Consider the following 22,467-nt stretch of genomic DNA (forward strand, 5'->3'; position numbering starts at 1 on the left):
CGGCCCGGAGGTGCGCCGGGCGCCGCGATCGGCGTCGGGATCGCGGCGTTCGCCGACGAGACGGTGTTCCACCAGTTGCTGCACTGGCACCACTTCCACGACAGGTCCACTTCGGACGCCGGGCTGGTGTCCGACGGGCTGTTCCACGCGTTCGGCTGGTTCGCCACCGTGCTCGGCCTGGTGCTGGTGGCCGGCCTGCGGCGGCGCGCGGCGCTGTCCGGCCGAACGCTGCTGGGCGGCATCCTCGCCGGGGCGGGCGCGTTCCAGCTCTACGACGGGACGGTCCAGCACAAGCTGCTGACGCTGCACCAGATCCGCTACCACGTCGACCTCGTGCCCTGCGACTGGGCGTGGAACGTGATCGCGGTGGCGTTGCCGGCCGCGGGCGTGGCGCTGTTGGTGCGGGAGCGCGCGCCTGACCACACCACCGGCACCTGACCGATGGCACTGGCGGTGGCCGTCGCGCTGGTGGGTTACCTGTGCGCGGCGCACCGCCTCGTTCACGGTGGGCGCGCTCGCGGTCGTCGTGGCGCTGCCGTTCCCGGCGGACACGTTCAGCGCCCACCTGGCGCAACACCTCGTGGTCGGCATGGCCGGTCCGCTGCTGCTGGTGCTCGGCAGGCCGGTCACGCTCGCGTTGCGGGCCTGGCGTGGCCGCCGCGCGCTGGTGCGGGCGCTGCGCGGCGCGACGCTCGTGCTGGCCGGCGCGGCGCACGGCATCCTCGCCAAGACCCTGTACGCGGACGGCTTCCGCGCCGGGGCACAGGTCCTGTACTACGACGGCGACGCCGTCGAAATCGCGCTCGCGCTGGTGGTCTGCCTGCAGTGGTACCGGCGTCAGTCCCGCAGGCGCGCGCGGGCGACCAGCGTCGACACCCCGGTCACGGCGGCCCTCCCGGCGCCGCGCACGCTCGAGGCGAGCACGGTCGCCCAGTCGAAGTAGTCCCGCCACAACACGATCCGGCCGTCGCGCACCTCGAACGTGCCGCACACCCAGAACCGCGTGTCCCAGGACCCGACGCGCAGCACGTCGGTCCGCTCGGTCAGCACGATCGGGCCGTCCGCGGCGATGTGGTGCACGCGCGCCTCGAAGCCGATGTGGTAGCGGCTGAGCAGGCGCAGCTGCTTCCCCACGGCCGCGATGCCGCGCGCCGGGGGCAGCGGGACGTTCTGGTACACCACCTCCGGGGCGGCGAAGCTCAGCGCGCCTTCCACGTCGTCGCGTTCGAGGGCCGTCAGGAACGAGGTGACCGTGCTCTTCGGGTCCGCCATGGCCCCAGGCTAACGGTCAGAACGGACGATCACCGGCGATCGCGACGCGCTCCGCGATCCGCGCGTGCGGGTGGTAGTCGTTGACGGCGTAGTGCTGCGTCGCGCGGTTGTCCCAGAACGCGACCGTGTCCGGGCGCCAGGAGAACCGCACCTGGTACTCGGGCACGTGCGCCTGCGCGAACAGCAACCGCAGCAGGCGATCGCTCTCCGCGCGGTCCATGCCGACGATGTGCGTGGTGAAGGCCTGGTTGACGAACAGCGTCTTCCGCCCGGTCTCCGGGTGCACGCGCACGACCGGGTGCTCGACCGGCGGGAAGCGGTCCTGCCAGCGCGCCAGCAGGTCGTGGTCGGCGAAGCGGGCGAAGCCGGGCACGAAGTCGTGCACCGCGCGCAGGCCGTCGATCCGTTCGCGGACGCCGGCGGGCAGGTTGTCGTAGGCCGCGGCCATGTCGGCCCACAGCGTGTCCCCGCCCAGCGGCGGCACCTCGACCAGGCGCAGGACCGACCCGAGCGCCGGCTCCGGGCGCCAGGTGGTGTCGGCGTGCCAGATGTTCTCGAAACCCGGCATCCCCGCGCCGCGCGCGAAACGGGTGACCTCGCCGGAGTCGCCGGCAGGCAGGAACGGGTTGGTCTCCAGCGGGCCCCAGTTGCGCGCGAACGCCCGCTGCTGCTCCGGGGTGATGCGCTGGTCGCGGAAGAACAGCACCTTCCACTCCAGCAGCGCGCGGTTCAGCTCGTCGCGCAGCCGCGGGGTGAGGGGCCTGCTGAGGTCCACGCCGGTGATCTCGGCGCCGATCAGGCGTCCCAGCGGGCGCGAGGTGAACATCTCGTACTCGCGCGACTGTGCATCTTCGTGAAGTCGCGAGAGGTGCCGCGGACCCTCCAGGATGCCGTCCGCGGGGACCTCGGCGGAGCGCAGGGCACGGACCCGTTCGGGCAGCTCGACGGACATTTTCGCGGACCTCCCGCAGCGATCGTGGACGGGCTCCGATGATCACCGCGGAGGGCCGCGAGCGGCAAGGTGGGTCCAGTATGTGGTCTCCTCGTGCGGGAAAGTTCTGACCCTGGAACGCTGCCAGGCCGTAGTGTTTGCGGCGTGAGCCTGCCCATCCTCATGACCGTCGACGACGACCCGGCCGTGTCCCGGTCGGTCGCCCGTGACCTCCGCCGTCGTTACGGCCAGGATTACCGCGTCGTGCGCGCCGCCTCCGGGGCGGACGCGCTCGAAGCCCTGCGCGAGATCAAGCTGCGCGGGGACGCCGTCGCGGCCATCCTCGCCGACTACCGCATGCCGCAGATGGACGGCATCACCTTCCTGGAGCAGGCGATGGACCTGTTCCCGTACGCGCGGCGCGCCCTGCTGACCGCCTACGCCGACACCGACGCGGCGATCCAGGCGATCAACGTCGTCGACGTCGACCACTACCTCCTCAAGCCGTGGGACCCGCCGGAGGAGAAGCTGTACCCGGTGGTCGACGCGCTGGTGGACGCGTGGCGCGCGGCCGGCGACCGGCCGGTCGAGGAGACGAAGGTGATCGGGCACCGCTGGTCCTCGCCGTCCTACAAGGTGCGCGACTTCCTGGCCCGCAACTCCGTGCCCTACCGCTGGTACTCCGTCGAGGAGCCGGAGGCCTGCCGCCTGCTCGAAGCGGCGGACTGCGCCGCCGACGACATCCCGGTGCTGATCACCCCGGACGGGACGGTGCTGCGCAAGCCGGACGGCGAGCAGATCGCCGACGCCGTCGGGTTGTCGACGCGGCCCGCCTCGGAGTTCTACGACCTGGTGGTGATCGGCGGCGGCCCGGCCGGGCTCGGCGCGGCCGTCTACGGCGCCTCCGAAGGGCTGCGCACGGTCCTGGTCGAGCGCCGGGCGACCGGCGGGCAGGCCGGGCAGAGCTCCCGGATCGAGAACTACCTCGGCTTCCCGGACGGGGTTTCCGGGGCGCAGCTGACCGACCGGGCCCGCAGGCAGGCGCAGAAGTTCGGCGCGGAGGTGCTGACCGCGCGGGACGTGACCGGCCTGGAGGCCCGCGGTTCGGCGCGGGTGGTGCGGTTCGGGGACGGCAGCGAGATCGCGGCGCACGCCGTCGTGCTCGCCACCGGCGTGTCCTACCGGGCGCTGGAGGCCGAGGGCGTGGCCGAGCTGACCGGCCGCGGCGTGTTCTACGGCTCGGCCGCCACCGAGGCGCCCGAGTGCGAGGGCGAGCACGTCTACATCGTCGGCGGCGCCAACTCCGCCGGGCAGGCCGCCGTGTTCTTCTCCCGCTACGCCAAGGAGGTCTCGATCCTGGTTCGGGGGCCGTCGCTGCAGGCGTCCATGTCGCACTACCTCATCGAGCAGATCGAGGCGATCGGCAACATCCACGTCCGCACCCGCACCACCGTGGTGCGCGCGCACGGCACCGACCACCTCGAAGAGCTGACCCTGTGCGACGAGGAGCAGGGCATCACCGAGACGGTGCCGACCGGGCACCTGTTCGTGTTCATCGGCGCGGCGCCGCGCACCGAGTGGCTGGGTGACGACGTGCTGCGCGACGACCACGGTTTCGTGTGCACGGGCCCGGACCTGATGGTCGACGGCAAGCGACCGCCGGGGTGGACGCTCGACCGGGACCCGCACCACCTGGAGTCGTCCATCCCGGGTGTGTTCGTGGCCGGCGACGTCCGCTCGCAGTCGGTCAAGCGCGTCGCCTCGGCCGTCGGCGAGGGCGCGATGGCCGTCTCGCTCGTGCACCGCTACCTGGAGGCACGATGAGCGAGACGCAGCTGACCCGCGAGTTCCTGCGGGAGTTGTTCCTGTTCACCGATCTGTCGGACGCCCAGCTCGACTGGATCCTCGACCACGCCAAGCTCGAGCAGTACGCCGCGGACACCGCGATCATCAGCGAGGGCGACCCGGCGACGTGCTTCTACGTGCTGCTGTCCGGCGCGCTCCGGATGACGCGGCTGGTGGGCGGCAGCGAGGTGGAGACCGTCCGCTCCGACCAGCGCGGCGCCTACTGCGGGGCGACGCAGTTCTTCTACGGGCAACAGCAGCAACGCTACGGCGCCTCGGTGTACGCGGTCACCGACCTGATGTTCCTGACGTTGCCGGCCAAGGAGTTCGCCGACCAGTTCCGCAGCTGGTTCCCGATGGCCACGCACCTGCTGGAGGGTTCGTACCTGGGCTGGCGCAACACCGACGCGCTGATCGGGCAGCGGCGGCGGCTGCTCGCACTCGGCGAGATGTCGGCGGGGCTGACCCACGAGCTGAACAACCCGGCGGCCGCGGCGGTCCGCGCCACCGCGGCGCTGCGTGAACGGGTCGCCGGGATGCGGCACAAGCTGGCGATACTGGCGAAGCGGGACATCGAGCCCGATCTGCTGGAGCTGCTGCTCGACGTGCAGGAGCGGCTGGTCAAGCAGGTGGCCGACGCGCCACCGCTGACCGCGATGCAGCAGGCCGACCGCGAGGACGAGATCGGCGACTGGCTCGAAGAGCGCGACATCGAGCAGGGCTGGGACCTGGCCCCGATCTTCGTCGCGGCCGGGCTGTCCGCCGAGAGTCTCGACCACGTCCTGGAGTCCGTCGGCGACGGCCTGCTGGACGGCGCCCTGCGGTGGCTGGCGTACGCGCTGGAGACCGAGATGCTGATGGGGGAGATCGAGGACTCGACGACTCGCATTTCGGCGCTGGTCGGCGCGGCGAAGCAGTACTCGCAGATGGACCGCGCGCCGCACCAGTGGATCGACGTGCACGACGGGCTGGATTCGACGCTGGTGATGCTGGCGGGCAAGATCGGCACCGGGGTCAAGGTCGTCAAGGAGTACGACCGGTCGCTGCCGACGGTGCCGGCTTACGCGGGCGAGCTGAACCAGGTGTGGACGAACATCATCGACAACGCGGTCAGCGCCATGGACGGCACGGGCACGCTGACGCTGCGCACCAGCCGCGACGGCGACCGGGTGGTGGTCGAGATCGGCGACACCGGCCCTGGCATCTCGGCGGAGACCAAGCAGCGGATCTTCGAACCGTTCTTCACGACGAAGCCGGTGGGGGAGGGCACGGGCCTCGGGCTGGACATCTCGTGGCGCATCGTGGTGGACCGCCACCGAGGCGACCTGCGAGTCGAGTCCGAACCGGGCGACACCCGTTTCCGCGTCTACCTCCCGACGACGGAACAAGCCTCCGAGTGACGGCGAGCCGCTCCGCCCCGCCGGCGGAGCGGCACCCCGTCCGGGGGCCCGGTCGGCCCATCGGCCATCACATCTGAACGAGAGGGTGCCGCGCGGGCGGCACCACTGACGCGCCCGCCCTACTTCGATCCGCAAGCGAACCGGGGTGGGGCAGCGCAAGTGCCCCGTCGTGGCTCTCGGGCCCGATCGGCTCGTGTGTCCGGTGCCGCTTCCACGTCGTGGCTCTGGGGGCGATCGGCTCGTGTGTGCGGTGCCGCTTCCACGTCGTGGCTCTGGGGCCCGATCGGCTCGTGTGTCCGGTGCCGCTTCCACCGGCAGTCGCGGCTACTGGGCCTGCGCGACGTCCATCCGCAGCCGTGTCGGGGTGGCCGGCACCGGCCAGCGCATCCGCACCGTCGTGCCCTCCGGGCCCGGCGCGATCTCCGCCCGGTCGGACAGCGCCTGGATCAGCGGCAGCCCCCGGCCGTGCAGGGGGCCGGGGTCCGCGGCGGGCGGCTGCCACCGCCCCTGGTCGCTCACCGTGACGTCCACCGCGTTGCCGCGCAGCTCCGCGGACAGCTCCAGCGGGCCCTCGGCCTGGGCGGGGTACGCGTGGGTCACCACGTTGATCATGGCCTCGTACGCCGCGAGCGCCATCGCGTCGGTGGTGGCGTCGGGTAGCTCCACGGCGTTCGCCCACTGGGTGAGGACGTGCCTCAAAGTCGTCGCGTTGCGCGAGCGCGCCGTCACCAGTCGGTGGAGGCGTTGGTCTCCGGCGTGCATCGAAGTCCCCTCGGCGTGTTCCTCGTCGCCCGGGGGTTACCCCCCGTGCACGGTTTACACACCTGTTGTTCCCCGGATCCGGGGTCACCTCGTCGTGAGCTCCGCCCACACGACCTTGCCGTGGGGCGTGGTGCGCGTGCCCCACCTCGCCGCGGCCGCGTCGATCATCCGCAGCCCGTCGTGTTCGATCCCGCCGGTCGCGAGGATGTGCGGCAGCGCCCCCGTGCGGTCGGCGACGTCCACCGTCAGCCGCGTGCCGTCGTGGAACAGGCGCAGCGTCAGCGGCGCCGAAGCGTGCCGCATCGCGTTCGTCACCAGCTCGGTGGCGACCTTCACCGCGCGGTCGGCCACCTCCGCCAGCCCCCACCGCGCCATCCGCCCGGCCACGAACTCGTGCACGGCGTCCAGCGGCACCTCCGGGACCAGCGCCATCGACGCGACCCGGCGGTCCGCGCCCCGGTGCTCGACGTACAGCAGGGCGACGTCGTCGTCGTGCCTGCCGCCGGTCAGCCGCCCGATCAGCTCGTCGCACGCCGCGCCAAGGTCACCGTCACGAGGCAGCGACGTGAGCTCCGCCAGCAGCGCGTCGATGCCCACACCGAGCTCCCGCTCCCGGCTCTCCACCAGCCCGTCGGTGTACAGCACGAGCCGCATCCCGGGCGGGAACGGCGTCTGCTCCTGCGGGTACTGCTCCCCGACGCCCAGCGGCATGCCGAGCGCCTCCGCGATCTGCCGGGTCGACCCGTCGGCCGCGATCAGCACCGCGGGCAGGTGACCGGCGTTGGCGTAGGTGAGGGAGTCGTCGATCGGGTCGTGCACCGCGTACAGGCACGTGATGAACTTGGCGCCGGGCGTGGTCCGCGCCAGCTGGGACACGTTGTGCAGCACGTCGGACGGTGGCAGGTCCAGCAGCGCGTACGACCGGATCGCGGTGCGCATCTGACCCATCACCGCCGCCGCGGGCACGCCACGCCCCACCACGTCGCCGATCACGAACGCCGTCCGCCCGCCGGGCAGCTCGATCACGTCGAACCAGTCCCCGCCGACCTCGGCCCCGGCCGACGCGGGCAGGTACCGCGACACGATCCGCAGGCCGGGGATCTCCGGCACCACGGGCAGCATGCTGCGCGCCAGCTCGGTCGCCATCGACCGGTGCCGCGCGAACATCCGCGCGTTGTCCAGCGCGATCGCGGTGTAGCTCGCGATCCCGGCCGCCACCTGCTCGTGCCGCGCGGTGAACCGCCCCGGCTCGGGGTGGGCGAAGAAGAACCCGCCCAGCACCTCTCGCGTGATCGGCGTGATCACCGGGACGGCCAGGTAGCTGCGCACCGGCAGGTGCCCCTCCGGCATGCCGTGGTGCGGCTCGTTGTGCCCGTAGCGCGGGTCCTTGGTGATGTCGTCGCTGCGGACGATCCCGCTGCCGTTGAACGTGGGCGCGAAAACCGCCGTGTTGCGCGGCATCGGGAACCCGTCGAAAGCCTCCTTCGGAACCCCGGACAGCGTGTAGAGCGTGTAGGACTCGCCGAACTCGTCGATCAGGTTGTAGAAGAACGCCCCGAACCCCGCGCCGGTGCCGCGCGTGGCCGCGTCCGTGGCGTCCTGGACGAGGGTGTCGATGTCGAGCTGCGCGGTCAGCCGCTGCCCGATCGCCTGCAGCGAGTCGCCGAGCTCGACCTTGGCGCCCGCCCGGCCCGCCGCGTCCTCCAGCGCCGCGCCCTCCACCCGTGAGGTGCGCTCCAGCAGCTCGGCGTAGTCCCGGAGCGCCTCCGCGCGGTCCTCGGCCGGACCGTGCGCCAGCAGCCCGGCGCGGACACTCACCGCGATCGAGCGGGCCGTCGCGGCCGGCAGCGCGGCCGACGAGGGCAGCACGATCCAGAACGCGCGGCCCCCGGCGAGCGGCCCGCCGAACGCCAGCGCGCCGGGCAACGGGACCACCGGAAAGCGTTCGCCCGCCGGCGCCGCGGCCGGCGCGCCACCGGTTCGCGGCTCCCCGGCCGCCGCGACGAGCACCGGGGAACCGCCTTCGTCCACTGTGTACAACTCGGCCGACATCGGCCGTCCCGCGACGGCGAACCCGTCCCGCAGCCGCCGGACGAGGGCCCGCGCTGCGGCGGTGAAATCGGGGGCGTTCTCGGCTTCGGCGCGCAGCACCGCGGCGACCCGGACGGTGTCCGACAGGCCGAAGGCCGCGGGGCTGGTGGGCCCCGCGGCCGCGTTCTCGGCTCGCGGTCCGGTCATCGGACGCGTCCCCTTCCCGTCGGCGGTTGCCAGCCTAACCCCGCGGGAGCGACCGTGACCCGGTTTGCGCGCGATTCCGGTGTTCAGTTCACGCAGGAATCCGGTGCTGACGTGCCCGAGTGCGGCAGGTCCGCCACGAACGTGCGGACTTCCCCGGGGGCGAGACCGATCACCGCGCCGTACGGCGTGTCGAGGTCCGAGCCCGTGATCGGCACGGTCCCGATCCGCAGGTCGGCCGGGCGGGTGTCCCGCACCAGCGCGGCGAAGGACAGCAGGTCCCAGCCGGGGTCGGTGCGCACGTTGCGCTGCACGGTGCTGATCAGCGCGGACACGAAGGCCGGGTCGGCGAGCCTGCCCCCGCCGATCACCTCGTTCGCGGCCGAGCGCAGGTACGCCTGGAGCCGGGCGATCCGGTCGAGATCGCCGTTGGGCAGCCCGGTGCGCTGCCGGAGGAAGGCCAGCGCCTTCGTCTCGTCCAGGACCTGCTCACCGGCGGGGAACGAGGCACCGGCCCGCGAGTCGTGCGTGGCCGCGCGCAGGCAGACGGGGATGCCCTGCAGGACGTGGGCGAGCTGGCCGAACGCCGCCATGCCGACCACGGCGTAGTGGTCCACGTGCGTCCCGGTGAGCTGCTGCACGGTGTCGACGAGCGTGCGGGCGCCCGCCTCGGCCGCGGCGTTCTCGTCGCGGCCCTGCTGCTGGGCGGCTTCCTTGCCGCGGCTGTACGCGCTGTTCAGCTTGCCCTGGCCGAAGCCGGGGATGTCGACCAGCGAGTCGCGGGGGATCGAGGCCAGCGCGGCGGTGCCGTCCCGTCCGAAGCGGCCGAGCACGACCGAGTCGGTGGTGTCGTGGTCGTCCAGACCGGCCAGCAGGACGGTCTGGTCGGTGGCCGGCGCCGTGCCCACGACGGGGGCGCTGCGCTGGAGCATCCGCGGCACCAGGACTGCCGCGACGGCCACCGCGACGACCGCCGCGGCCGCGACGACCAGGAGTGGCGTCCGGCTGCGGCGCGGCTGCGCCTGCCGCAGCCCGGCGAGCACCACCCGCGGGTCGGGGCGGCGGTCGGCCTCGGCGTGCAGCGCCGAGCGGATGAGCTGTTCGGTGGGGTCGGTGGTCATGACAGCGCCTCCGTGACGGGCAGGCCCCGGCGGCGGCCGCCCTCGGCGGCGCGCAGCGTGCTCAGGGCGCGGGAGATGTGGCTGCGGACGGTGCCCGCCGAGCAGCCGAGCGCCTCGGCGATCTCGGCGTCGGTGCAGTCCTCGTAGAACCGGAGCACGATCGCGGCGCGCTGTTTGCGGGGCAGCGCGGCGATGCGGGCGCGCATGGCGTCCCGTTCGGCGTAGTGCTCGGCGGGGTCCGCGGTGGGCGTCCCGATGGCGTCGAGCGTGCTGTGGGCGGCGGTGACGTTGCGCGAGGCCTTCCGGCGCCGCCACGACAGGAACTCGTTGGTGATCATCTTGCGCACGTAGCTCTCGGGCGCCTGCAGCCCGGCGATGCGGGCCCAGCGGTGCTGGGCGCGCAGCAGGGTCTCCTGCACGATGTCCTGCGCGAGGTGGGGGTCGCAGGTCAGGGCCGTGGCGTAGCGGAGGAGGCGGTCGAGGCGCTGCGCCACGAAATCGTCGAAGCGGTCCCGCACCGGTGTTCCTTTCGGTTTTCGGTTGACGGGCCTTCAACGCGCCGGGGCCCCCAGGTTGTTGAATCCGGCCGGGAGGAATTTTCGCAGCCGGTAGGGTCGGGCCATGACGGTCCTCGCGCACCTGTCCGATCTGCACCTCGACGGCGGTTCGCGGAACGCGGACCGGGCCGCGCGGGTGGTGGGCCACCTGCGCGAGCTGCCGCGGCCGGTGGACGCGGTGCTGGTGACCGGGGACCTGGCCGATCACGGCGAGCCGGCCGAGTACGCCGAGGTCGCGAAGCTGCTGGACACGTTGCCGTACCCGGTGTTCCACTGCCCCGGCAACCACGATTCGCGGGCCGCCTACCGTTCGGTCCTGCTCGGCGAGGAGCCGTCGGACGGGCCGGTCAACCAGGTCGGCGAGGCGGCCGGGGCGGTGTTCGCGCTGTGCGACACGAGCATCCCGGGAAGCGGCTCGGGGCGGATGGACGACTCGACGATCGCCTGGCTGGACGAGGTGCTGGCGGAGGCGGCGGGGCGGCCGGCGTTCGTGGCGTTCCACCACCCGCCGTCGGTGCTGCACCACCCGCTGCTGGACGAGATCCGGCAGCATGAAGCGGCCCGGCTGGCGGAGGTGGTGGCGCGGCACCCGGACGTGGTGGGGTTGTTCTGCGGGCACGCGCACACGCCCGCGGTGACGACCTTCGCCGGGCGGCCGCTGGTGGTGGCGCCCGGGGTGGTCTCGGCGCTGGCCATGCCGTGGGAACCGGGCGGGGACGCCGGCTGGGCGGAGGGCGGACCGCTCGACTACGACCGGCCGCCCGGGCTGGCCTTCCACGTGGTGGAGGACCGTCGCCTGACCACGCACTTCCGGTTCTGCCCGTAGCGGCCACAGGCGCCCGAAGGTGATGCGGCCCCTGGTGTAGCGGGCATTCCGCGGGTGCCGAGGACGGTGTGGTGCCGCCCGGAGGGGCATGCCGCCGGAGTTGTTCGCCGGAGTGGGCGCCGTGCCGGCCCACGTCGCGGCCAGACAGCGCGCCGCGACGTGGCGCACCCTCTGGCGTCAGCCCTTCAGCTCCAGGAATTCCCAGTGCGCCTCCGGCGCCAGGCCGGCCATCCAGCGGCCGCAGTTCTGCAGCACGACCGGCCCCGACGTGATGTGCTGCGTCCCCGCGTGGAGGTCTCTGAAGAAGCGCTGCAGGTCGCCCCTTCGCAGCGCCGCCGTGGCCGCCCACTTGTACACCGCCTGGCCCGCCGCGTGCACCGACCACGTCGTGTTGTTCAGCATCAGCCGGGTCAGCGTCTCCTGCTCCGTGGTCAGCAGCGACCCACCGTCCAGGGTCGCCTCGTTGGCCTCCCACACCTCCATCGCCCACGCCCGCGCCGAGCGCACCGCGGCCTCTGCCTGCGCGTACTCCGCGTGGAACTGCCCGGTGTCGACCGACGCGCCCGGCGCCCCGGACTTCCGCGTGGCCAGCGCCCGCATCTCGTCGAGCATCCGGCGCCCCACCCCGAGCGCCCAGCCGGTGTGGCACACGCCGGCCATGTTCGCCAGGCCCATCCGGTAGATCGCGCCGCCGTGGCGCGCCGCCATCGTGGTGATCTCGTACACGTGCGTCGATGGCACGAACACGTCCTCGCACACGTAGTCGATGCTGCTGGTCGCCTTCAGGCCCATCACGTCCCAGTTGTCGACGAGAGTCGCCTGCTCCTTGGGGAACGTGAAGATCAGCGCCTGCCCGGTCTCCTCGCACAACGCCGCGGTGTGGATGTGGGTGGCCATCGAGATCCCGGACGCGAAGCTCCACTGCCCGTTGATCACGTACCCGCCGTCGACCCGCCGGGCGGCGCCCAGCCGCGTGCCCTGCCCCGCCATCAGCGCGTACCGGTTGCCGGCCACGTCCGGGAACAACTCCGCCGCCGCCTCGTCGCCGAGGTAGGCGGCCGTGGTGCCGGTGACCATCTGCAACGCCATGAACGACCACCCGGCGGAGGCGTCCGAGTAGGAGATCTTCGCGATCGTCTCGATGACCTGGCGCGGCGAGAACTCGTACCCGCCCAGGTCGCGCGGGATGCCGATCTTCAGCGCGCCCGTCTCGTGCAGCACCTGCGCGACCTCGTCGGTGAGCCGCCCCAGTTCCTCGCCCTTCTCGGCGTTCGCGGCGAGCACCGGCGCGGCCTCGTCCAGGCGCGCCATCAACCCGTCGAACTCGTCGCTGACGTGCAGGCTCATGCGTCCGTCCCCTCCAGTCCGCGGATCCAGTCGATGACCGGCCGCACCGTCTCGTCGGAATTGGCTTCGAAGATCAGTCCGTGCCCGTTGCCCTTGACGCCGTGGTCGGGCAGGTGCAGCCGCGCCGCGTCGGCGCCCGCGTCGCGCAGGAAGTCCACGACCTGCGGCGCGAAGTCCGCGAACGCCGACGCGCCACCGGTCACGACCACGACGGGTTTGCCCGCCAGCGCGGGGATCCGCATCCCCTCGCGCACCTCGGCCGGGCCGGAAACCGGCGGTTCGTAGGTGATCGGCGCCGACGTCAGCCCCCAGTCCAGCGAACCCATCCCGGGGATCTCGGCGAAGGCCGGGCCGACCGGTTCGACCGCCACGATCGCGACCACCGCATCCGGGCGCGCGTCCGCCGCGAGCCATCCGACCGGGCCGCCCGCGGAGTGGGTCACCAGCACCGCGGGCCCGGTGCGGTCCAGCAACCGGCCCAGCCGGTCGGCGTCCATCCGCTGCGACTCCGCGAGATCAGCGGGCAGCGGGCCCATCGGGCACAGCAGCTGGTCGACCTCCGCCTCGCCGTAGGTCCACTGGACCTGCTCGCCGCGCCGCTCCTCGGGCAGGAACAACGCCCGCGCCGCCTCGTAGGGGAACGGCGGGCCCATCGGCGCCACGACGTCCGGGTGGTACGGCGAACGCCCGTGGCCGCAGCGGTCCACCACGTACACGGCGAACCCGGCCTCCACGAAGCGCGTCGCCCAGCCCGGCCGCCCGTCCGGGGTGCCGGTCCAGTCGGTGCCCTGCCCGCCGCCGCCGTGCACCAGCACCAGCGGGTAGGGCCGGGTCACCTGCGGTGGCGCCTCCCACTGCACGAACATCGGCGCCCGCTGCACGGTCACGCCGCCGGCTGCCACCCGCTCGCCCGGGATCCAGAACTGCCCGCGCCGCACGGTGATCTCGTGGCCGCCGGTCACATGTGGTGCGGCCATCTCAGATCTCGATCGGCTCGAGCCGGGCGAGGATCTCCTCGCGGCGGTGCTCGAACTGCTCGGGCAGCTGGAACCGCGTGCCGAGCTCCTTCGGCGACTCGTCGCACGTCCAGCCGCCTTCGGGGTGCGTCACGGCCAGCTCGAACAACGCGCCGCCGGGCGTGCGGACGTACACGCTCTTGAAGTACTTGCGGTCCTTCAGTTCGGAGATGTCGGTGTAGCCGCGGCCTTCGATGTCGAACTTGACCTCGTCCTGGTTGCGCAGGTTGCCGACGTTCCACGCGAAGTGGTGGTAGGTGCCGGCGCCGTAGCCCCAGGTGCCCTGGTCGTCGGTGCGGTTGACCGTCAGCTCGAGGTGGTTGCCGTACTTGGCGTTGCCGATCTGCAGCGCGGCGCGGTCGCCCTCCTCGGCCAGGCGGCCCTGGGAGAAGAACGATTCCTCGGCGAACTCGACCATCCGGTCCGGCGTCGCGACGTGGACGCCCACGCCGTGGATGCCGTGGATCGCGCACTCCGGCGGCACGCCGTAGCCGGCGTGCCCGACGCGGTCGTCACCGGTGTTGCCGACGAAGACGTACTCGATGCCGGACGGGTGCCGGAACGCCAGCCGCCGCTGCCCGAACACCTCGATGTTGCCGACCTCGACCTCGTGCTCGGTCAGGCGCCGGTGCCAGAAGTCCAGCGAATCGTGCGGCACCGAGAGCAGCACCTCGCGCGCCTGGTTCGTGCCGCGTTTGCCGAAGAACCCGGCCTGCGCCCACGGGAACGTGGTGACCACGCTGCTGGGGTCGCCCGCGGCGTTGGAGTAGTAGAGGTGGTAGATCGGCAGGGAGCCGTCGAACAGCACGGTGCGCTTGATCAGGCGCATGCCCAGCACCTTGACGTGGAAGTCCACGTCCTCCTGTGCGCCCGCGACGGACAACGTGACGTGGTGGGAACCTTCGACGAACGCCATGAAACGCCTCCACACTGAGGTTTTCCGCGGTGGTGTCGCAACGGTAGATTCGGCGGACGGCGCCCGTCATGAACGACGAGCGCACACCGCTGTCGAATGCGCGCACAACCGGTGGGGATGACGATGACGTCACTCGCGGACGTGGTGGCCGTGGCGCCCCCGGCCTCCGGGCCGAAGGTCGAGTTCGGCTCGTGGACGCACCAGGTGGAGCGCAGCGTGCTGCGGTTCCACTTCGACTGCGAGCGCCCGCGCGCGTTCGCCGGCGTCGTCAGCAACCGTCCGCTCGCCGACGTCAACTTCGTCGACATGGAGAGCGGGCGCCACGCCGCCTACCGCGACGCGGCCACGATCTCGCCGGACGAGCAGGACTTCTACGTGATGACCCTGCAGCTGTCCGGGCAGCTGCGCCTGGCGCAGGACGGGCGGATCGCGGTCCTGAAGCCGGGGCACTTCGCCATCTACGACTCCGCGAAACCGGCCACGATCGTCTCCAGCGACGACTACCGCAGCACCTGCGTCCGGTTCCCCAAGCGGTACCTGCCCGCGCCGCCGCCCGGGATCACCGCGACCGCCTTCGAGTGCGAGCCGGGCCTGCCGTCGACGGTGTGGGGCATGCTGCTCAGCCTCAACCGGAACGTGGAGTCCCTGGGCTCGCACGGCCCGCGCGCGGTGCGCACGGTGATGGACCTGGTGACCGTGATGCTGCACGGCACGCGCTTGCTGCCCGGACGGCGCGAGGTGCTGCTGGAGCAGGTGCGCGAGTGGATCGACGCGCATCTGGGCGATCCGGACCTGGACCCGAACGCGGTCGCCGCCGCGCACTACATCTCGCCCCGGCACCTGCACAACCTGTTCGCGGGCACCGGGTTCACGGTTTCGTCGTGGATCCGCGCCCGCCGGGTCGAGGGCTGCCGCCGCGACCTGGCGGACCCGCGACTGGCCGCGACGCCGGTCGCCGCGATCGCCGCGCGCTGGGGGTTCAAGGGCGCGTCCCACTTCGGCCAGGTCTTCAAGCGCGAGACGGGCCGCACCCCCGCGGAGTTCCGCGCGGAGTCGCTGGCGGACCTGCGGTAGCGCGGTGGAGTCCGGGGCACCAGCCGGACCGGGACGTGCTGTGGCGGCCGCGCGGTGGCACCACGTTCCCGTGCAGTCCGCCGTCCGCGGACCAGTGCAGGAACTCCTCTTCCCACGGCCGGTTTTCCAGGTCGCGGCGCTCGGCGAGCTCGATCTGCGTGGCAGCGAACTCCCGTAGCCCGGCGAGGATTCGGCTGATCTTTCCCACACCTGGAGCGTGCTCCAGCCGGCCCGGCGACACGAGTGGCAGAACCGTACGTGTTCGCCAAGATCCTGCCAAAGCCTTCTTCCGTGGGGCGAACCCGAGGGTGACTTCCGTCGCTCCAGGAGGCATGATCGCGAAGTATCCGTAGTGGGAGGCCAGTTTTGAGCATCGTCGGCACCAGGGTGGTCCGCATCGAGGACCAGCAGCTGATCACGCAGGGCGGGACCTACGTCGAGGATCTACGGGTGGAGGCGCTGACCGGCGCGGTGCACGCGATGTTCGTGCGCAGCCCGATCGCGCACGCCCGCATCGCCTCGATCGACACGTCGGCCGCGCTGGAGGCGCCCGGCGTCGTCGCGGTCTACACGGCCGCCGACATCGATCTCGCCCCGCACAAGGCGGGCCCGGTCGTCGAACCGTGGCTCGCCGACGGCGTGGTCCGCTACGTCGGTGAGCCGGTCGCGCTCGTGCTCACCGAGGAGCGCTACCAGCTCGCGGACGCCGCCGAACTCGTGGACATCGACTACGACCCGCTGGACGTGGTCGCGAGCATCGACAGCGCGCTCAGCGACGAGACCATGCTGTTCGAGGACCAGGGCACGAACGTGCTGCAGACCACCGGCGGCGAGTTCGACGACAAGGCTTTCGACGACTGCGAGGTCGTGGTCACGCAGACGATCCTGAACCAGCGCGTCGCCCCGGCGCCGCTGGAGGTGCGCGGCGCGGCCTGCGCGTGGGGCGAGGACGGCCGCCTGACGCTGTGGCTGTCCACGCAGAACGCGCAGATCTCGCGGTCCACCGTGGCGAAGGGGCTTGGCGTCGAGTCGAAGGACGTCCGCGTCATCACCCCGGACGTCGGCGGCGGGTTCGGCGCGAAGATCGGCTCCGACCCGGAGGCGGTCGTGCTCGGCTGGGCGTCGAAGCGGTCCGGGCGGCCGGTCCGCTGGGTGGAGACCCGCAGCGAGAACCTGGTTTCGATGACGCACGGCCGCGCGCAGCAGAACACCGTCACCATCGGCGGCCGCCGCGACGGCACGGTGCTCGCGTTCCGGCTGGAGGTCGTGCAGGACGCGGGCGCCTACCCGCGCACGATGTTCCTGCCGACGCTCACCGAGCTGATGGGCACCGGCGTCTACCACTTCCCGAAGGTGGAGACGAGCAGCCGGGCCGTGGTCACCAACACGACGCCGATCGCGGCCTACCGGGGCGCGGGCCGTCCCGAGGCGACCGCCGCGATCGAGCGCGCGATGGACCTGTTCGCCACCGAGATCGGCATGGACCCGGCCGAGGTCCGGCGGGTCAACTTCATCCGGCCGGAGGAGTTCCCGTACTCCTCGCCGACCGGCGCCACCTACGACACCGGCGAGTACGCCAAGGCGCTGGACAAGGTCCTGGAGGCCGGCGGGTACGCGGACCTGCGCGCCGAGCAGGCGCGCCGCCGCGAGGCCGGCGACCCGGTGGCGCTCGGGCTCGGCATCGCCGCCTACGTCGAGATCACCGGCGGCGACTCCGGCGGCGAGAGCGGGCGACTGCTGATCAACCCGGACGGCTCGGTCACCGCCTACACCGGGTCCTCGCCGCACGGCCAGGGCCTGGACACGACGCTGACCATGCTGCTGTCCGACCAGCTCGGCGTCCCGATGGATAAGATCACCATCCGGCACGGCGATACCGACGAGGTGCCCAAGGCGATCGGCACGTTCGGGTCGCGGTCGCTGCAGCTGGGCGGTTCCGCCCTGCGCCAGGCCGCCGACCAGGTCATCGAGCAGGCCCGCGCGCTGGCCGCGGACCGGCTGGAGGCGTCCCCGGACGATGTCGAACTGTCCGAGGGGGCGTTCCAGGTGCGGGGCGCGCCCGCCAGCGGCTCGGTGACCTGGGCGCAGCTGGCCGAACAGGCCGAGCTGACCGCGGACGTGTGGTTCGGCGACGGCACCCCGACGTTCCCGTTCGGTGCGCACCTCGCCGTCGTCGAGGTCGACACGCTCACCGGGAAGGTCGAGCTGAAGCGGATCATCGCGTGCGACGACGCGGGCCCGATCGTCAACCCGCTCGCCTTCCAGGGCCAGCGGCACGGCGGGCTCGGCCAGGGCGCGGCACAGGCGCTGCTGGAGGTCATGAACTACGACGCCGACGGCAACCCGACCACAGCAACCCTGGCGGACTACTCGTTCATCACGGCGACCGAGCTGCCCGACTTCGAGCTGGTCGACTCCGAGACCCCGACGACGCGGAACCTGCTTGGCGTCAAGGGGATCGGCGAGGCGGCGACCATCGGCTCGACCCCCGCGGTGCACAACGCGGTCGTCGACGCGCTGTCCCACCTGGGCGTGCGTCATCTCGACATGCCCACCACCCCGCTGCGGGTCTGGCAGGCTCTCACCGACGCGAGGAAGGCGAACTGAAGTGAAGGTCTCGATCGAGATCAACGGCACGACGGTCTCCGAGGAGGTCGAGGACCGCACCCTGCTGGTCCACTTCGTGCGGGAGCAGGCCGGGCTGACGGCGACGAACATCGGCTGCGACACCACGTCCTGCGGCGCGTGCACGGTGCTGCTCGACGGTGAGTCCGTGAAGTCGTGCACTGTCCTGGCCGCGCAGGCCGACGGGCACTCGGTCACCACGCTGGAAGGCCTGCACGGCGAGGACGGCGACCTGCACCCGGTGCAGCGCGCGTTCCGCGAGGAGCACGGCCTGCAGTGCGGGTTCTGCACGCCCGGGATGATCATGGCGTCGGTGTCGCTGCTGGACCACAACCCGAAGCCGACGCGCCAGGAGGTGCGCGCGGGGCTGGAGGGGAACCTGTGCCGCTGCACGGGTTACCACAACATCGTCAACGCGGTGATGAACGCGTCCGGGCAGGAGGTCCAGCGGTGATCCCGGCCCAGTTCACCTACCGGCGGGTGTCCTCTGTGGACGAGGCGCTGGCCGCGGTCGCCGAGCACGGTGACGACGCCAAGCTGCTGGCGGGCGGGCAGTCCCTGCTGCCGCTGATGAAACTGCGCTTCGCCGCGCCCGAGGTGGTCATCGACATCGGCCCGCTCGACGAGCTGCGGTACGTGCGGGCCGAGGGCGGCGAGATCGCGATCGGTGCCATGTCGCGCTACCACGACCTGCACCGCGACCCGGTGCTGGCCGAGCACGCGCCGCTGCTCGCGCACGTCGCGGGCGAGGTGGGGGACCAGCAGGTGCGCCACCGCGGCACGATCGGCGGCTCGCTGGTCCACGCCGACCCGGCCGCCGACCTGCCCGCGGCGGTCCTCGCCGTGGACGGGGTCCTGGTCGCGCGCGGCCCGGACGGCGAGCGGCGGATTCCGGCGGCCGAGTTCTTCCAGGGGCCGTTCGAGACGCCGCTCGCGCCGGAGGAGCTGCTGACCGAGGTGCGGATCCCGGCGCAGGGCGGCGCCGGGTGGGGGTTCGAGAAGTTCACGCGGCGGTCGATCGACTGGGCGATCGTCGGGGTCGTCGTCGCCGGGAGCGCCGTGTCCTTGATCAACATGGGCGGCACCCCGCTGCGGGCTTCGGCGACCGAGGCGGCACTGGCCGACGGCGCTTCGGCCGCCGAGGCCGCCGCGCTGGCCGCGGAGGGCACCTCCCCCGCCGACGAGGCCCACGCGACGGCCGAGTACCGGCAGCACCTGGCGCGGGTGCTCACCGAGCGGGCGCTGGTTTCCGCAGGTCGTTGAGTCCGGGGCGGGCCGGTTGGGCCCGCCCCTCGCTCAGCTCTCCAGCAGCACGATGCCGTCGTCGTCGGCGTAGAGCATGTCGCCGGGGTGGAAGGTGATCCCGCCGAAGCCGACCGGCACGTCGACCGCGCCGTTGCCCGCCTTGCTGCTCTTGCGCGGGTTGGTGCCCAGCGCCTTGATGCCGATCGGCAGGCCGGCGAGCACCGCGCTGTCCCGCACCGCCCCGTTGATCACCAGGCCGGCCCAGCCGTTCTCCACCGCCGAGCCCGCGATGAGGTCGCCGGTGAGCGCGGTGTGCAGCGAGCCGCGCCCGTCGACCACCAGCACCGCGCCCTCGCCCGGTGTCGCGAGCACCTGCTTGACCAGGCCGTTGTCCTGGTAGCACGAGACGGTCCGGACCCGGCCGGAGAACACCCGCTGCCCGCCGAACTGGCGGAACTGCGTGTCGCACACCCGGAGCTTGTCGCCGTGCTCGTCGACCAGGTCGGCGGTGGAGGAGGTCACTCGGATCGCCTTTCGTCGTGGTGGGCCTGCCGGATGGAGTCCAGGAGGCCGGGGAACCGCGCGCTGACCTCGTCCCGGCGCAGCCGCACGAAACTGCCGTTGCCGGCGTCCCGCTGGTGGATGAGCCCGGCCTGCCGCAGCACGCGCCAGTGGTGGGTGCGGGTCGACTTGGCGACCGGCAGGTCGAACGAGGCGCACGCGTGCTCGCCGTCCGGCCGGTCCAGCAGGTCGACGACCACCCCGCGCCGGTGCGGGTCGGCCAGCGCCGACAGCACGGTGCCGAGATCGAGGTCCATCGCGTCCCCTTGTCGTAGGTACGAAGATGATAGTACCTTGCCCGGCATGCTCATGGTCTTCGACATCAACGAAACCCTGCTCGACCTCGCGCCGCTGGACGACGTCCTCGGCGGCGCGGAGGTCCGCGCGCGGTGGTTCGACCTGCTCATCCACACCGCGCTGGTGGTCACCGCGAGTGGCCGGTACCAGGACTTCGCGCAGCTCGCCGGCGCCTGCGCCCGGACCGTCGCCCCCGAGGCGGACGTGCCACGGCTCGCGGCGACGCTGCGATCCCTGCCGCCGCACCCGGATGTGGAGCCCGCGCTGGCCGAGCTGCGCGACCAGGGGCACCGGCTGGTGGCGCTGGGGAACTCGCCGCAGGCGGTGATCGAGGCGCAACTCGGGGACCTCGGTTTCGACGCGATCTACTCGGCCGAGTCGGCGGGCGCGCTCAAGCCGTCCCCGGCGGCCTACGCGCTGGTCGAACACGCCGGCGAGCCGCCGGTGATGATCGCCGCGCACGACTGGGACATCGCCGGCGCGCAAGCCGCGGGAATGCGCACGGCCTTCGTCACCCGCGACGGCCGCCGTCCGCTGCCCGCCCACCCGAATCCGGATTGGACGGTCACCGACCTCGCCGAGTGGGCCCGCTCCCTGCGCGCCACCAGCTGAGTCCGCAGGTGTCAGTGGACCGGCGTGACGATTCCGTACTCGTGGATCTTGCGGTAGATCGTCGCGCGGGAGATGCCCAGCAGTTGTGCCGCGCGGGCCTTGTTGCCGCCCGCGTCCTCCAGGCTGCGCACGATCGCGTCGCGCTCCACGGCCTCGAAACGGTTCAGTGGGCGGCGCGCGATGGTGTGGTACTCGGCCGGCAGGTCGGTCGGGCGGATGGTGCCCGTGCGGCGCCGCTGGGTGATCTCCCGCAGCACCTGGTGCAGCTGCGCCGTGTTGCCCGGCCACGAGGCGCGCATCAGCAGGTGCATCGCCTCCGGTGAGCAGGTCACCTGCCCGCCGTGTGACAGCTTGCTGAGGAACAGCGGCACCAGCTCGGCCAGGTCCTCCACGTGCCGCCGCAGCGACGGCACCCCCACCGTCCGCGGGAAGAACGCGAGCAGCTCCGCCAGCCGCGGGCTGCTCTCGGCCTCCGGCGTCAGCGTCAGCGCCACCCACGGCCCGTCCGGCCGCGGCACCTGCCGCAGCGCGGCGACCAGCGCACGCAGGTCCTCGTCGCCCAGCCGGTCGGCGTGCCGGATCACCAGCGTGTCCACCGGGTCGTCGAGCAGCTCGTGCCGCACGTCGGCGGCCCAGTCCGGTCCGGCTTCGGCCGCGTCGAGCGTGTGCAGCCGCCCGGCCGGGTTGCGCCGCCGGTGCACGCCCTGCGCCAGCGTGTGCTTCCCGACCCCGGGCTCGCCGGCCAGCACCAGCCACTCGCCGCTGGTGAAGCTGCTGTCGACGGCGTGGCAGCTGCGCGACCACGTCGGCGCCGACCCGGCCACGCCGGGCAGGAACATCGGCACGGCGGGCAGCGTGACGCCCGCGCCCCCGTCGTCGGTGTCGACGAGCTGCACCGACAGCACCCCGCCGGCGATCTCGCCGGTCCGCTCGCCCGCCACGCGACGGCAGTACATGCGCACCTTGCCGCCGCTGGACAACACGATCGTCTCGGTGGCGCGCCGGGCCGCGGCCAGCGCCTGCTTGGCGTGCCCGAGCACGAGCGACTGGTCGGCCGGGTCGAGGAGCTGGCGGGCGGCGTCGTTCATCATCACCACGTCGTCGTTGAACGCGATCACGATCCCGGTGGTGCGACGGCAGGCCTGCAGGTAGGTCTGGAACAGCACCAGTTCGCGCATGGTGCTGTGGGTCAGCAGCGCCTGCCGGATCTGCTCGGCGGTCGACCTGGCGAGCGCGACGAGCAGCCCGCCGGCGTCCTTGCGCCAGCAGGTCAGGTCGACGGCGCCGATCGTCTTGCCGGAGATCGGGTGCTGGATCGGCACGCCGGCGCACGCCAGGTTCTCCAGGTTTTCCGCGTAGTGCTCGTGCCCGAACACCTGCGTCGGCCGCCCGTCGGCGAGCGCGGTGCCGATCCCGTTGGTGCCGACGAACCTCTCGCCGTAGCTGAACCCGGGCGCCAGCTCCACGCTCTGCAGGTGCCGGTGCAGGTCGTGGTCGCCGGTGCGCTGCGTGAGCACGACCCCGGACTGGTCGGTGAGGATCATGCTGATCGGCTGGCCCTCGAGCTGGTCGCCGAGCCGTTCGAGCACCGGTTGCGCGCCGCGGATCAGCGGGGTGTCCAGGTCCTGGTCGCCGGTGTAGGGCAGGTCGATGCGGTCGGCGGGCACCTGGAACTCGCGGGAGCGCCACCAGGACGCGAGGATCGCTTCGCGGACCTGCCCGGGCTCGACCGCCTCGGCGGTGAGGAACCGCAAACGGGTGCGCGCCAGCGTGACGTCGTCGAGCACCGCGCTGCCCCGGTCGTGGTCCACCCTGACCTCCTGCC

At 72.5% G+C, this 22,467-nt stretch carries 22 protein-coding genes; 10 read left to right on the top strand and 12 right to left on the bottom strand.

The annotated features are described in order from the left end of the window. Positions 1-27 precede the first annotated feature (27 nt). Both ACCP09_RS11360 and ACCP09_RS11365 read left to right on the top strand, forming a co-directional pair. A complete protein-coding gene (locus ACCP09_RS11360; protein ID WP_433745981.1) occupies positions 28-438 on the top strand; it encodes a DUF2243 domain-containing protein in 411 nt (136 codons plus the stop codon). Further along, positions 416-943 (top strand): cytochrome c oxidase assembly protein, encoded by a 528-nt coding sequence (locus ACCP09_RS11365; RefSeq protein WP_433745983.1) that lies wholly within the window; start codon positions 416-418, stop codon positions 941-943. Before ACCP09_RS11360 ends, ACCP09_RS11365 begins: the two co-directional genes overlap by 23 nt. Here the strand turns inward: ACCP09_RS11365 and ACCP09_RS11370 are convergent. Beyond that, positions 838-1,272 (bottom strand): limonene-1,2-epoxide hydrolase family protein, encoded by a 435-nt coding sequence (locus tag ACCP09_RS11370; protein WP_433745626.1) that lies wholly within the window; start codon positions 1,270-1,272, stop codon positions 838-840. The genes ACCP09_RS11365 and ACCP09_RS11370 overlap by 106 nt on opposite strands. Before the next feature lie 16 nt (positions 1,273-1,288). Then, positions 1,289-2,224, bottom strand: a complete 936-nt coding sequence (locus ACCP09_RS11375; RefSeq protein WP_027935424.1) for a TauD/TfdA dioxygenase family protein — start codon at positions 2,222-2,224, stop codon at positions 1,289-1,291. 144 nt (positions 2,225-2,368) lie between these two features. Here ACCP09_RS11375 and ACCP09_RS11380 point away from each other — a divergent pair, with 144 nt between their 5' ends. Together ACCP09_RS11380 and ACCP09_RS11385 are read left to right on the top strand one after the other, a co-directional pair. Next, positions 2,369-4,027 carry an FAD-dependent oxidoreductase gene (locus tag ACCP09_RS11380; RefSeq protein WP_027935425.1) on the top strand — a complete coding sequence of 553 codons (1,659 nt, stop codon included), beginning with the start codon at positions 2,369-2,371 and terminating at the stop codon, positions 4,025-4,027. Next, positions 4,024-5,448: an ATP-binding protein gene (locus ACCP09_RS11385; RefSeq protein ID WP_027935426.1), complete on the top strand. Its 1,425-nt coding sequence runs from the start codon at positions 4,024-4,026 to the stop codon at positions 5,446-5,448. Before ACCP09_RS11380 ends, ACCP09_RS11385 begins: the two co-directional genes overlap by 4 nt. Before the next feature lie 324 nt (positions 5,449-5,772). Here ACCP09_RS11385 and ACCP09_RS11390 read toward each other — a convergent pair whose 3' ends face one another. The 4 genes from ACCP09_RS11390 to ACCP09_RS11405 form a co-directional block, all read right to left on the bottom strand. Next, entirely contained in the window at positions 5,773-6,210 is a 438-nt protein-coding gene (locus tag ACCP09_RS11390) for an ATP-binding protein (RefSeq protein ID WP_027935427.1), read from the bottom strand. A gap of 84 nt (positions 6,211-6,294) precedes the next feature. Then, positions 6,295-8,448 (bottom strand): ATP-binding SpoIIE family protein phosphatase, encoded by a 2,154-nt coding sequence (locus tag ACCP09_RS11395; RefSeq protein WP_433745632.1) that lies wholly within the window; start codon positions 8,446-8,448, stop codon positions 6,295-6,297. 83 nt (positions 8,449-8,531) lie between these two features. After that, positions 8,532-9,566: an LCP family protein gene (locus ACCP09_RS11400; RefSeq protein WP_433745635.1), complete on the bottom strand. Its 1,035-nt coding sequence runs from the start codon at positions 9,564-9,566 to the stop codon at positions 8,532-8,534. Continuing rightward, the gene (locus tag ACCP09_RS11405) at positions 9,563-10,084 is read right to left on the bottom strand and encodes a SigE family RNA polymerase sigma factor (RefSeq protein ID WP_027935429.1); all 522 of its coding nucleotides are present in this window, start codon (positions 10,082-10,084) and stop codon (positions 9,563-9,565) included. Before ACCP09_RS11405 ends, ACCP09_RS11400 begins: the two co-directional genes overlap by 4 nt. Positions 10,085-10,187: 103 nt before the next feature. Here ACCP09_RS11405 and ACCP09_RS11410 point away from each other — a divergent pair, with 103 nt between their 5' ends. Continuing rightward, entirely contained in the window at positions 10,188-10,949 is a 762-nt protein-coding gene (locus tag ACCP09_RS11410) for a phosphodiesterase (RefSeq protein ID WP_433745639.1), read from the top strand. Between the two features lie 177 nt (positions 10,950-11,126). On the opposite strand, the gene ACCP09_RS11415 is transcribed toward ACCP09_RS11410, so the two are convergent. Genes ACCP09_RS11415 through ACCP09_RS11425 form a run of 3 tightly spaced genes read right to left on the bottom strand, consistent with a single transcriptional unit; the run spans position 11,127 to position 14,228 of the window. Then, entirely contained in the window at positions 11,127-12,296 is a 1,170-nt protein-coding gene (locus tag ACCP09_RS11415; protein WP_433745642.1) for an acyl-CoA dehydrogenase, read from the bottom strand. Next, positions 12,293-13,273: an alpha/beta fold hydrolase gene (locus ACCP09_RS11420; protein ID WP_378336042.1), complete on the bottom strand. Its 981-nt coding sequence runs from the start codon at positions 13,271-13,273 to the stop codon at positions 12,293-12,295. Before ACCP09_RS11420 ends, ACCP09_RS11415 begins: the two co-directional genes overlap by 4 nt. Before the next feature lies 1 nt (position 13,274). Beyond that, a complete protein-coding gene (locus tag ACCP09_RS11425; RefSeq protein ID WP_027935433.1) occupies positions 13,275-14,228 on the bottom strand; it encodes a VOC family protein in 954 nt (317 codons plus the stop codon). A gap of 117 nt (positions 14,229-14,345) precedes the next feature. On the opposite strand from ACCP09_RS11425, the gene ACCP09_RS11430 reads away from it, so the two are divergent. The 4 genes from ACCP09_RS11430 (at position 14,346) to ACCP09_RS11445 (ending at position 19,190) form a co-directional block, all read left to right on the top strand. Continuing rightward, positions 14,346-15,302 (top strand): helix-turn-helix domain-containing protein, encoded by a 957-nt coding sequence (locus ACCP09_RS11430; protein WP_433745646.1) that lies wholly within the window; start codon positions 14,346-14,348, stop codon positions 15,300-15,302. A 366-nt stretch (positions 15,303-15,668) separates the two neighbouring features. After that, on the top strand, positions 15,669-17,909 hold the full coding sequence (locus tag ACCP09_RS11435; protein WP_433745649.1) for a xanthine dehydrogenase family protein molybdopterin-binding subunit: 2,241 nt from the start codon (positions 15,669-15,671) through the stop codon (positions 17,907-17,909). 1 nt (position 17,910) lies between these two features. Beyond that, positions 17,911-18,381: a (2Fe-2S)-binding protein gene (locus tag ACCP09_RS11440; RefSeq protein WP_017983258.1), complete on the top strand. Its 471-nt coding sequence runs from the start codon at positions 17,911-17,913 to the stop codon at positions 18,379-18,381. Continuing rightward, a complete protein-coding gene (locus ACCP09_RS11445; RefSeq protein WP_027935436.1) occupies positions 18,378-19,190 on the top strand; it encodes an FAD binding domain-containing protein in 813 nt (270 codons plus the stop codon). The genes ACCP09_RS11440 and ACCP09_RS11445 overlap by 4 nt, the downstream gene beginning before the upstream one ends. A 33-nt stretch (positions 19,191-19,223) precedes the next feature. Here ACCP09_RS11445 and rraA read toward each other — a convergent pair whose 3' ends face one another. Both rraA and ACCP09_RS11455 read right to left on the bottom strand, forming a co-directional pair. After that, complete coding sequence (gene rraA, locus ACCP09_RS11450) at positions 19,224-19,694, bottom strand: ribonuclease E activity regulator RraA (protein ID WP_027935437.1); 471 nt, start codon at positions 19,692-19,694, stop codon at positions 19,224-19,226. Further along, positions 19,691-19,990: an ArsR/SmtB family transcription factor gene (locus tag ACCP09_RS11455; RefSeq protein ID WP_027935438.1), complete on the bottom strand. Its 300-nt coding sequence runs from the start codon at positions 19,988-19,990 to the stop codon at positions 19,691-19,693. The genes rraA and ACCP09_RS11455 overlap by 4 nt, the downstream gene beginning before the upstream one ends. 46 nt (positions 19,991-20,036) lie before the next feature. Here ACCP09_RS11455 and ACCP09_RS11460 point away from each other — a divergent pair, with 46 nt between their 5' ends. Further along, positions 20,037-20,642 carry an HAD family hydrolase gene (locus ACCP09_RS11460; protein WP_433745655.1) on the top strand — a complete coding sequence of 202 codons (606 nt, stop codon included), beginning with the start codon at positions 20,037-20,039 and terminating at the stop codon, positions 20,640-20,642. A gap of 11 nt (positions 20,643-20,653) precedes the next feature. Here ACCP09_RS11460 and ACCP09_RS11465 read toward each other — a convergent pair whose 3' ends face one another. Next, positions 20,654-22,453 carry a sigma-54-dependent Fis family transcriptional regulator gene (locus ACCP09_RS11465; protein ID WP_378362395.1) on the bottom strand — a complete coding sequence of 600 codons (1,800 nt, stop codon included), beginning with the start codon at positions 22,451-22,453 and terminating at the stop codon, positions 20,654-20,656. Positions 22,454-22,467: the final 14 nt, after the last annotated feature.

The organism is Amycolatopsis sp. 3B14 (assembly GCF_050958625.1).
In the GTDB taxonomy this organism is placed as follows: Bacteria; Actinomycetota; Actinomycetes; order Mycobacteriales; family Pseudonocardiaceae; genus Amycolatopsis_E; species Amycolatopsis_E thermoflava.

Excerpts from the sequence above, each read along its gene's own strand:
- ACCP09_RS11410 (WP_433745639.1), top strand. The coding sequence starts at position 10,188 with ATGACGGTCCTCGCGCACCTGTCCGATCTGCACCTCGACGGCGGTTCG.
- ACCP09_RS11425 (WP_027935433.1), bottom strand. The coding sequence starts at position 14,228 with ATGGCGTTCGTCGAAGGTTCCCACCACGTCACGTTGTCCGTCGCGGGC.
- ACCP09_RS11385 (WP_027935426.1), top strand. The coding sequence starts at position 4,024 with ATGAGCGAGACGCAGCTGACCCGCGAGTTCCTGCGGGAGTTGTTCCTG.
- ACCP09_RS11390 (WP_027935427.1), bottom strand. The coding sequence starts at position 6,210 with ATGCACGCCGGAGACCAACGCCTCCACCGACTGGTGACGGCGCGCTCG.
- ACCP09_RS11415 (WP_433745642.1), bottom strand. The coding sequence starts at position 12,296 with ATGAGCCTGCACGTCAGCGACGAGTTCGACGGGTTGATGGCGCGCCTG.
- ACCP09_RS11460 (WP_433745655.1), top strand. The coding sequence starts at position 20,037 with ATGCTCATGGTCTTCGACATCAACGAAACCCTGCTCGACCTCGCGCCG.
- ACCP09_RS11370 (WP_433745626.1), bottom strand. The coding sequence starts at position 1,272 with ATGGCGGACCCGAAGAGCACGGTCACCTCGTTCCTGACGGCCCTCGAA.
- ACCP09_RS11420 (WP_378336042.1), bottom strand. The coding sequence starts at position 13,273 with ATGGCCGCACCACATGTGACCGGCGGCCACGAGATCACCGTGCGGCGC.
- ACCP09_RS11455 (WP_027935438.1), bottom strand. The coding sequence starts at position 19,990 with ATGGACCTCGATCTCGGCACCGTGCTGTCGGCGCTGGCCGACCCGCAC.
- ACCP09_RS11375 (WP_027935424.1), bottom strand. The coding sequence starts at position 2,224 with ATGTCCGTCGAGCTGCCCGAACGGGTCCGTGCCCTGCGCTCCGCCGAG.
- ACCP09_RS11430 (WP_433745646.1), top strand. The coding sequence starts at position 14,346 with ATGACGATGACGTCACTCGCGGACGTGGTGGCCGTGGCGCCCCCGGCC.
- ACCP09_RS11400 (WP_433745635.1), bottom strand. The coding sequence starts at position 9,566 with ATGACCACCGACCCCACCGAACAGCTCATCCGCTCGGCGCTGCACGCC.
- ACCP09_RS11395 (WP_433745632.1), bottom strand. The coding sequence starts at position 8,448 with ATGACCGGACCGCGAGCCGAGAACGCGGCCGCGGGGCCCACCAGCCCC.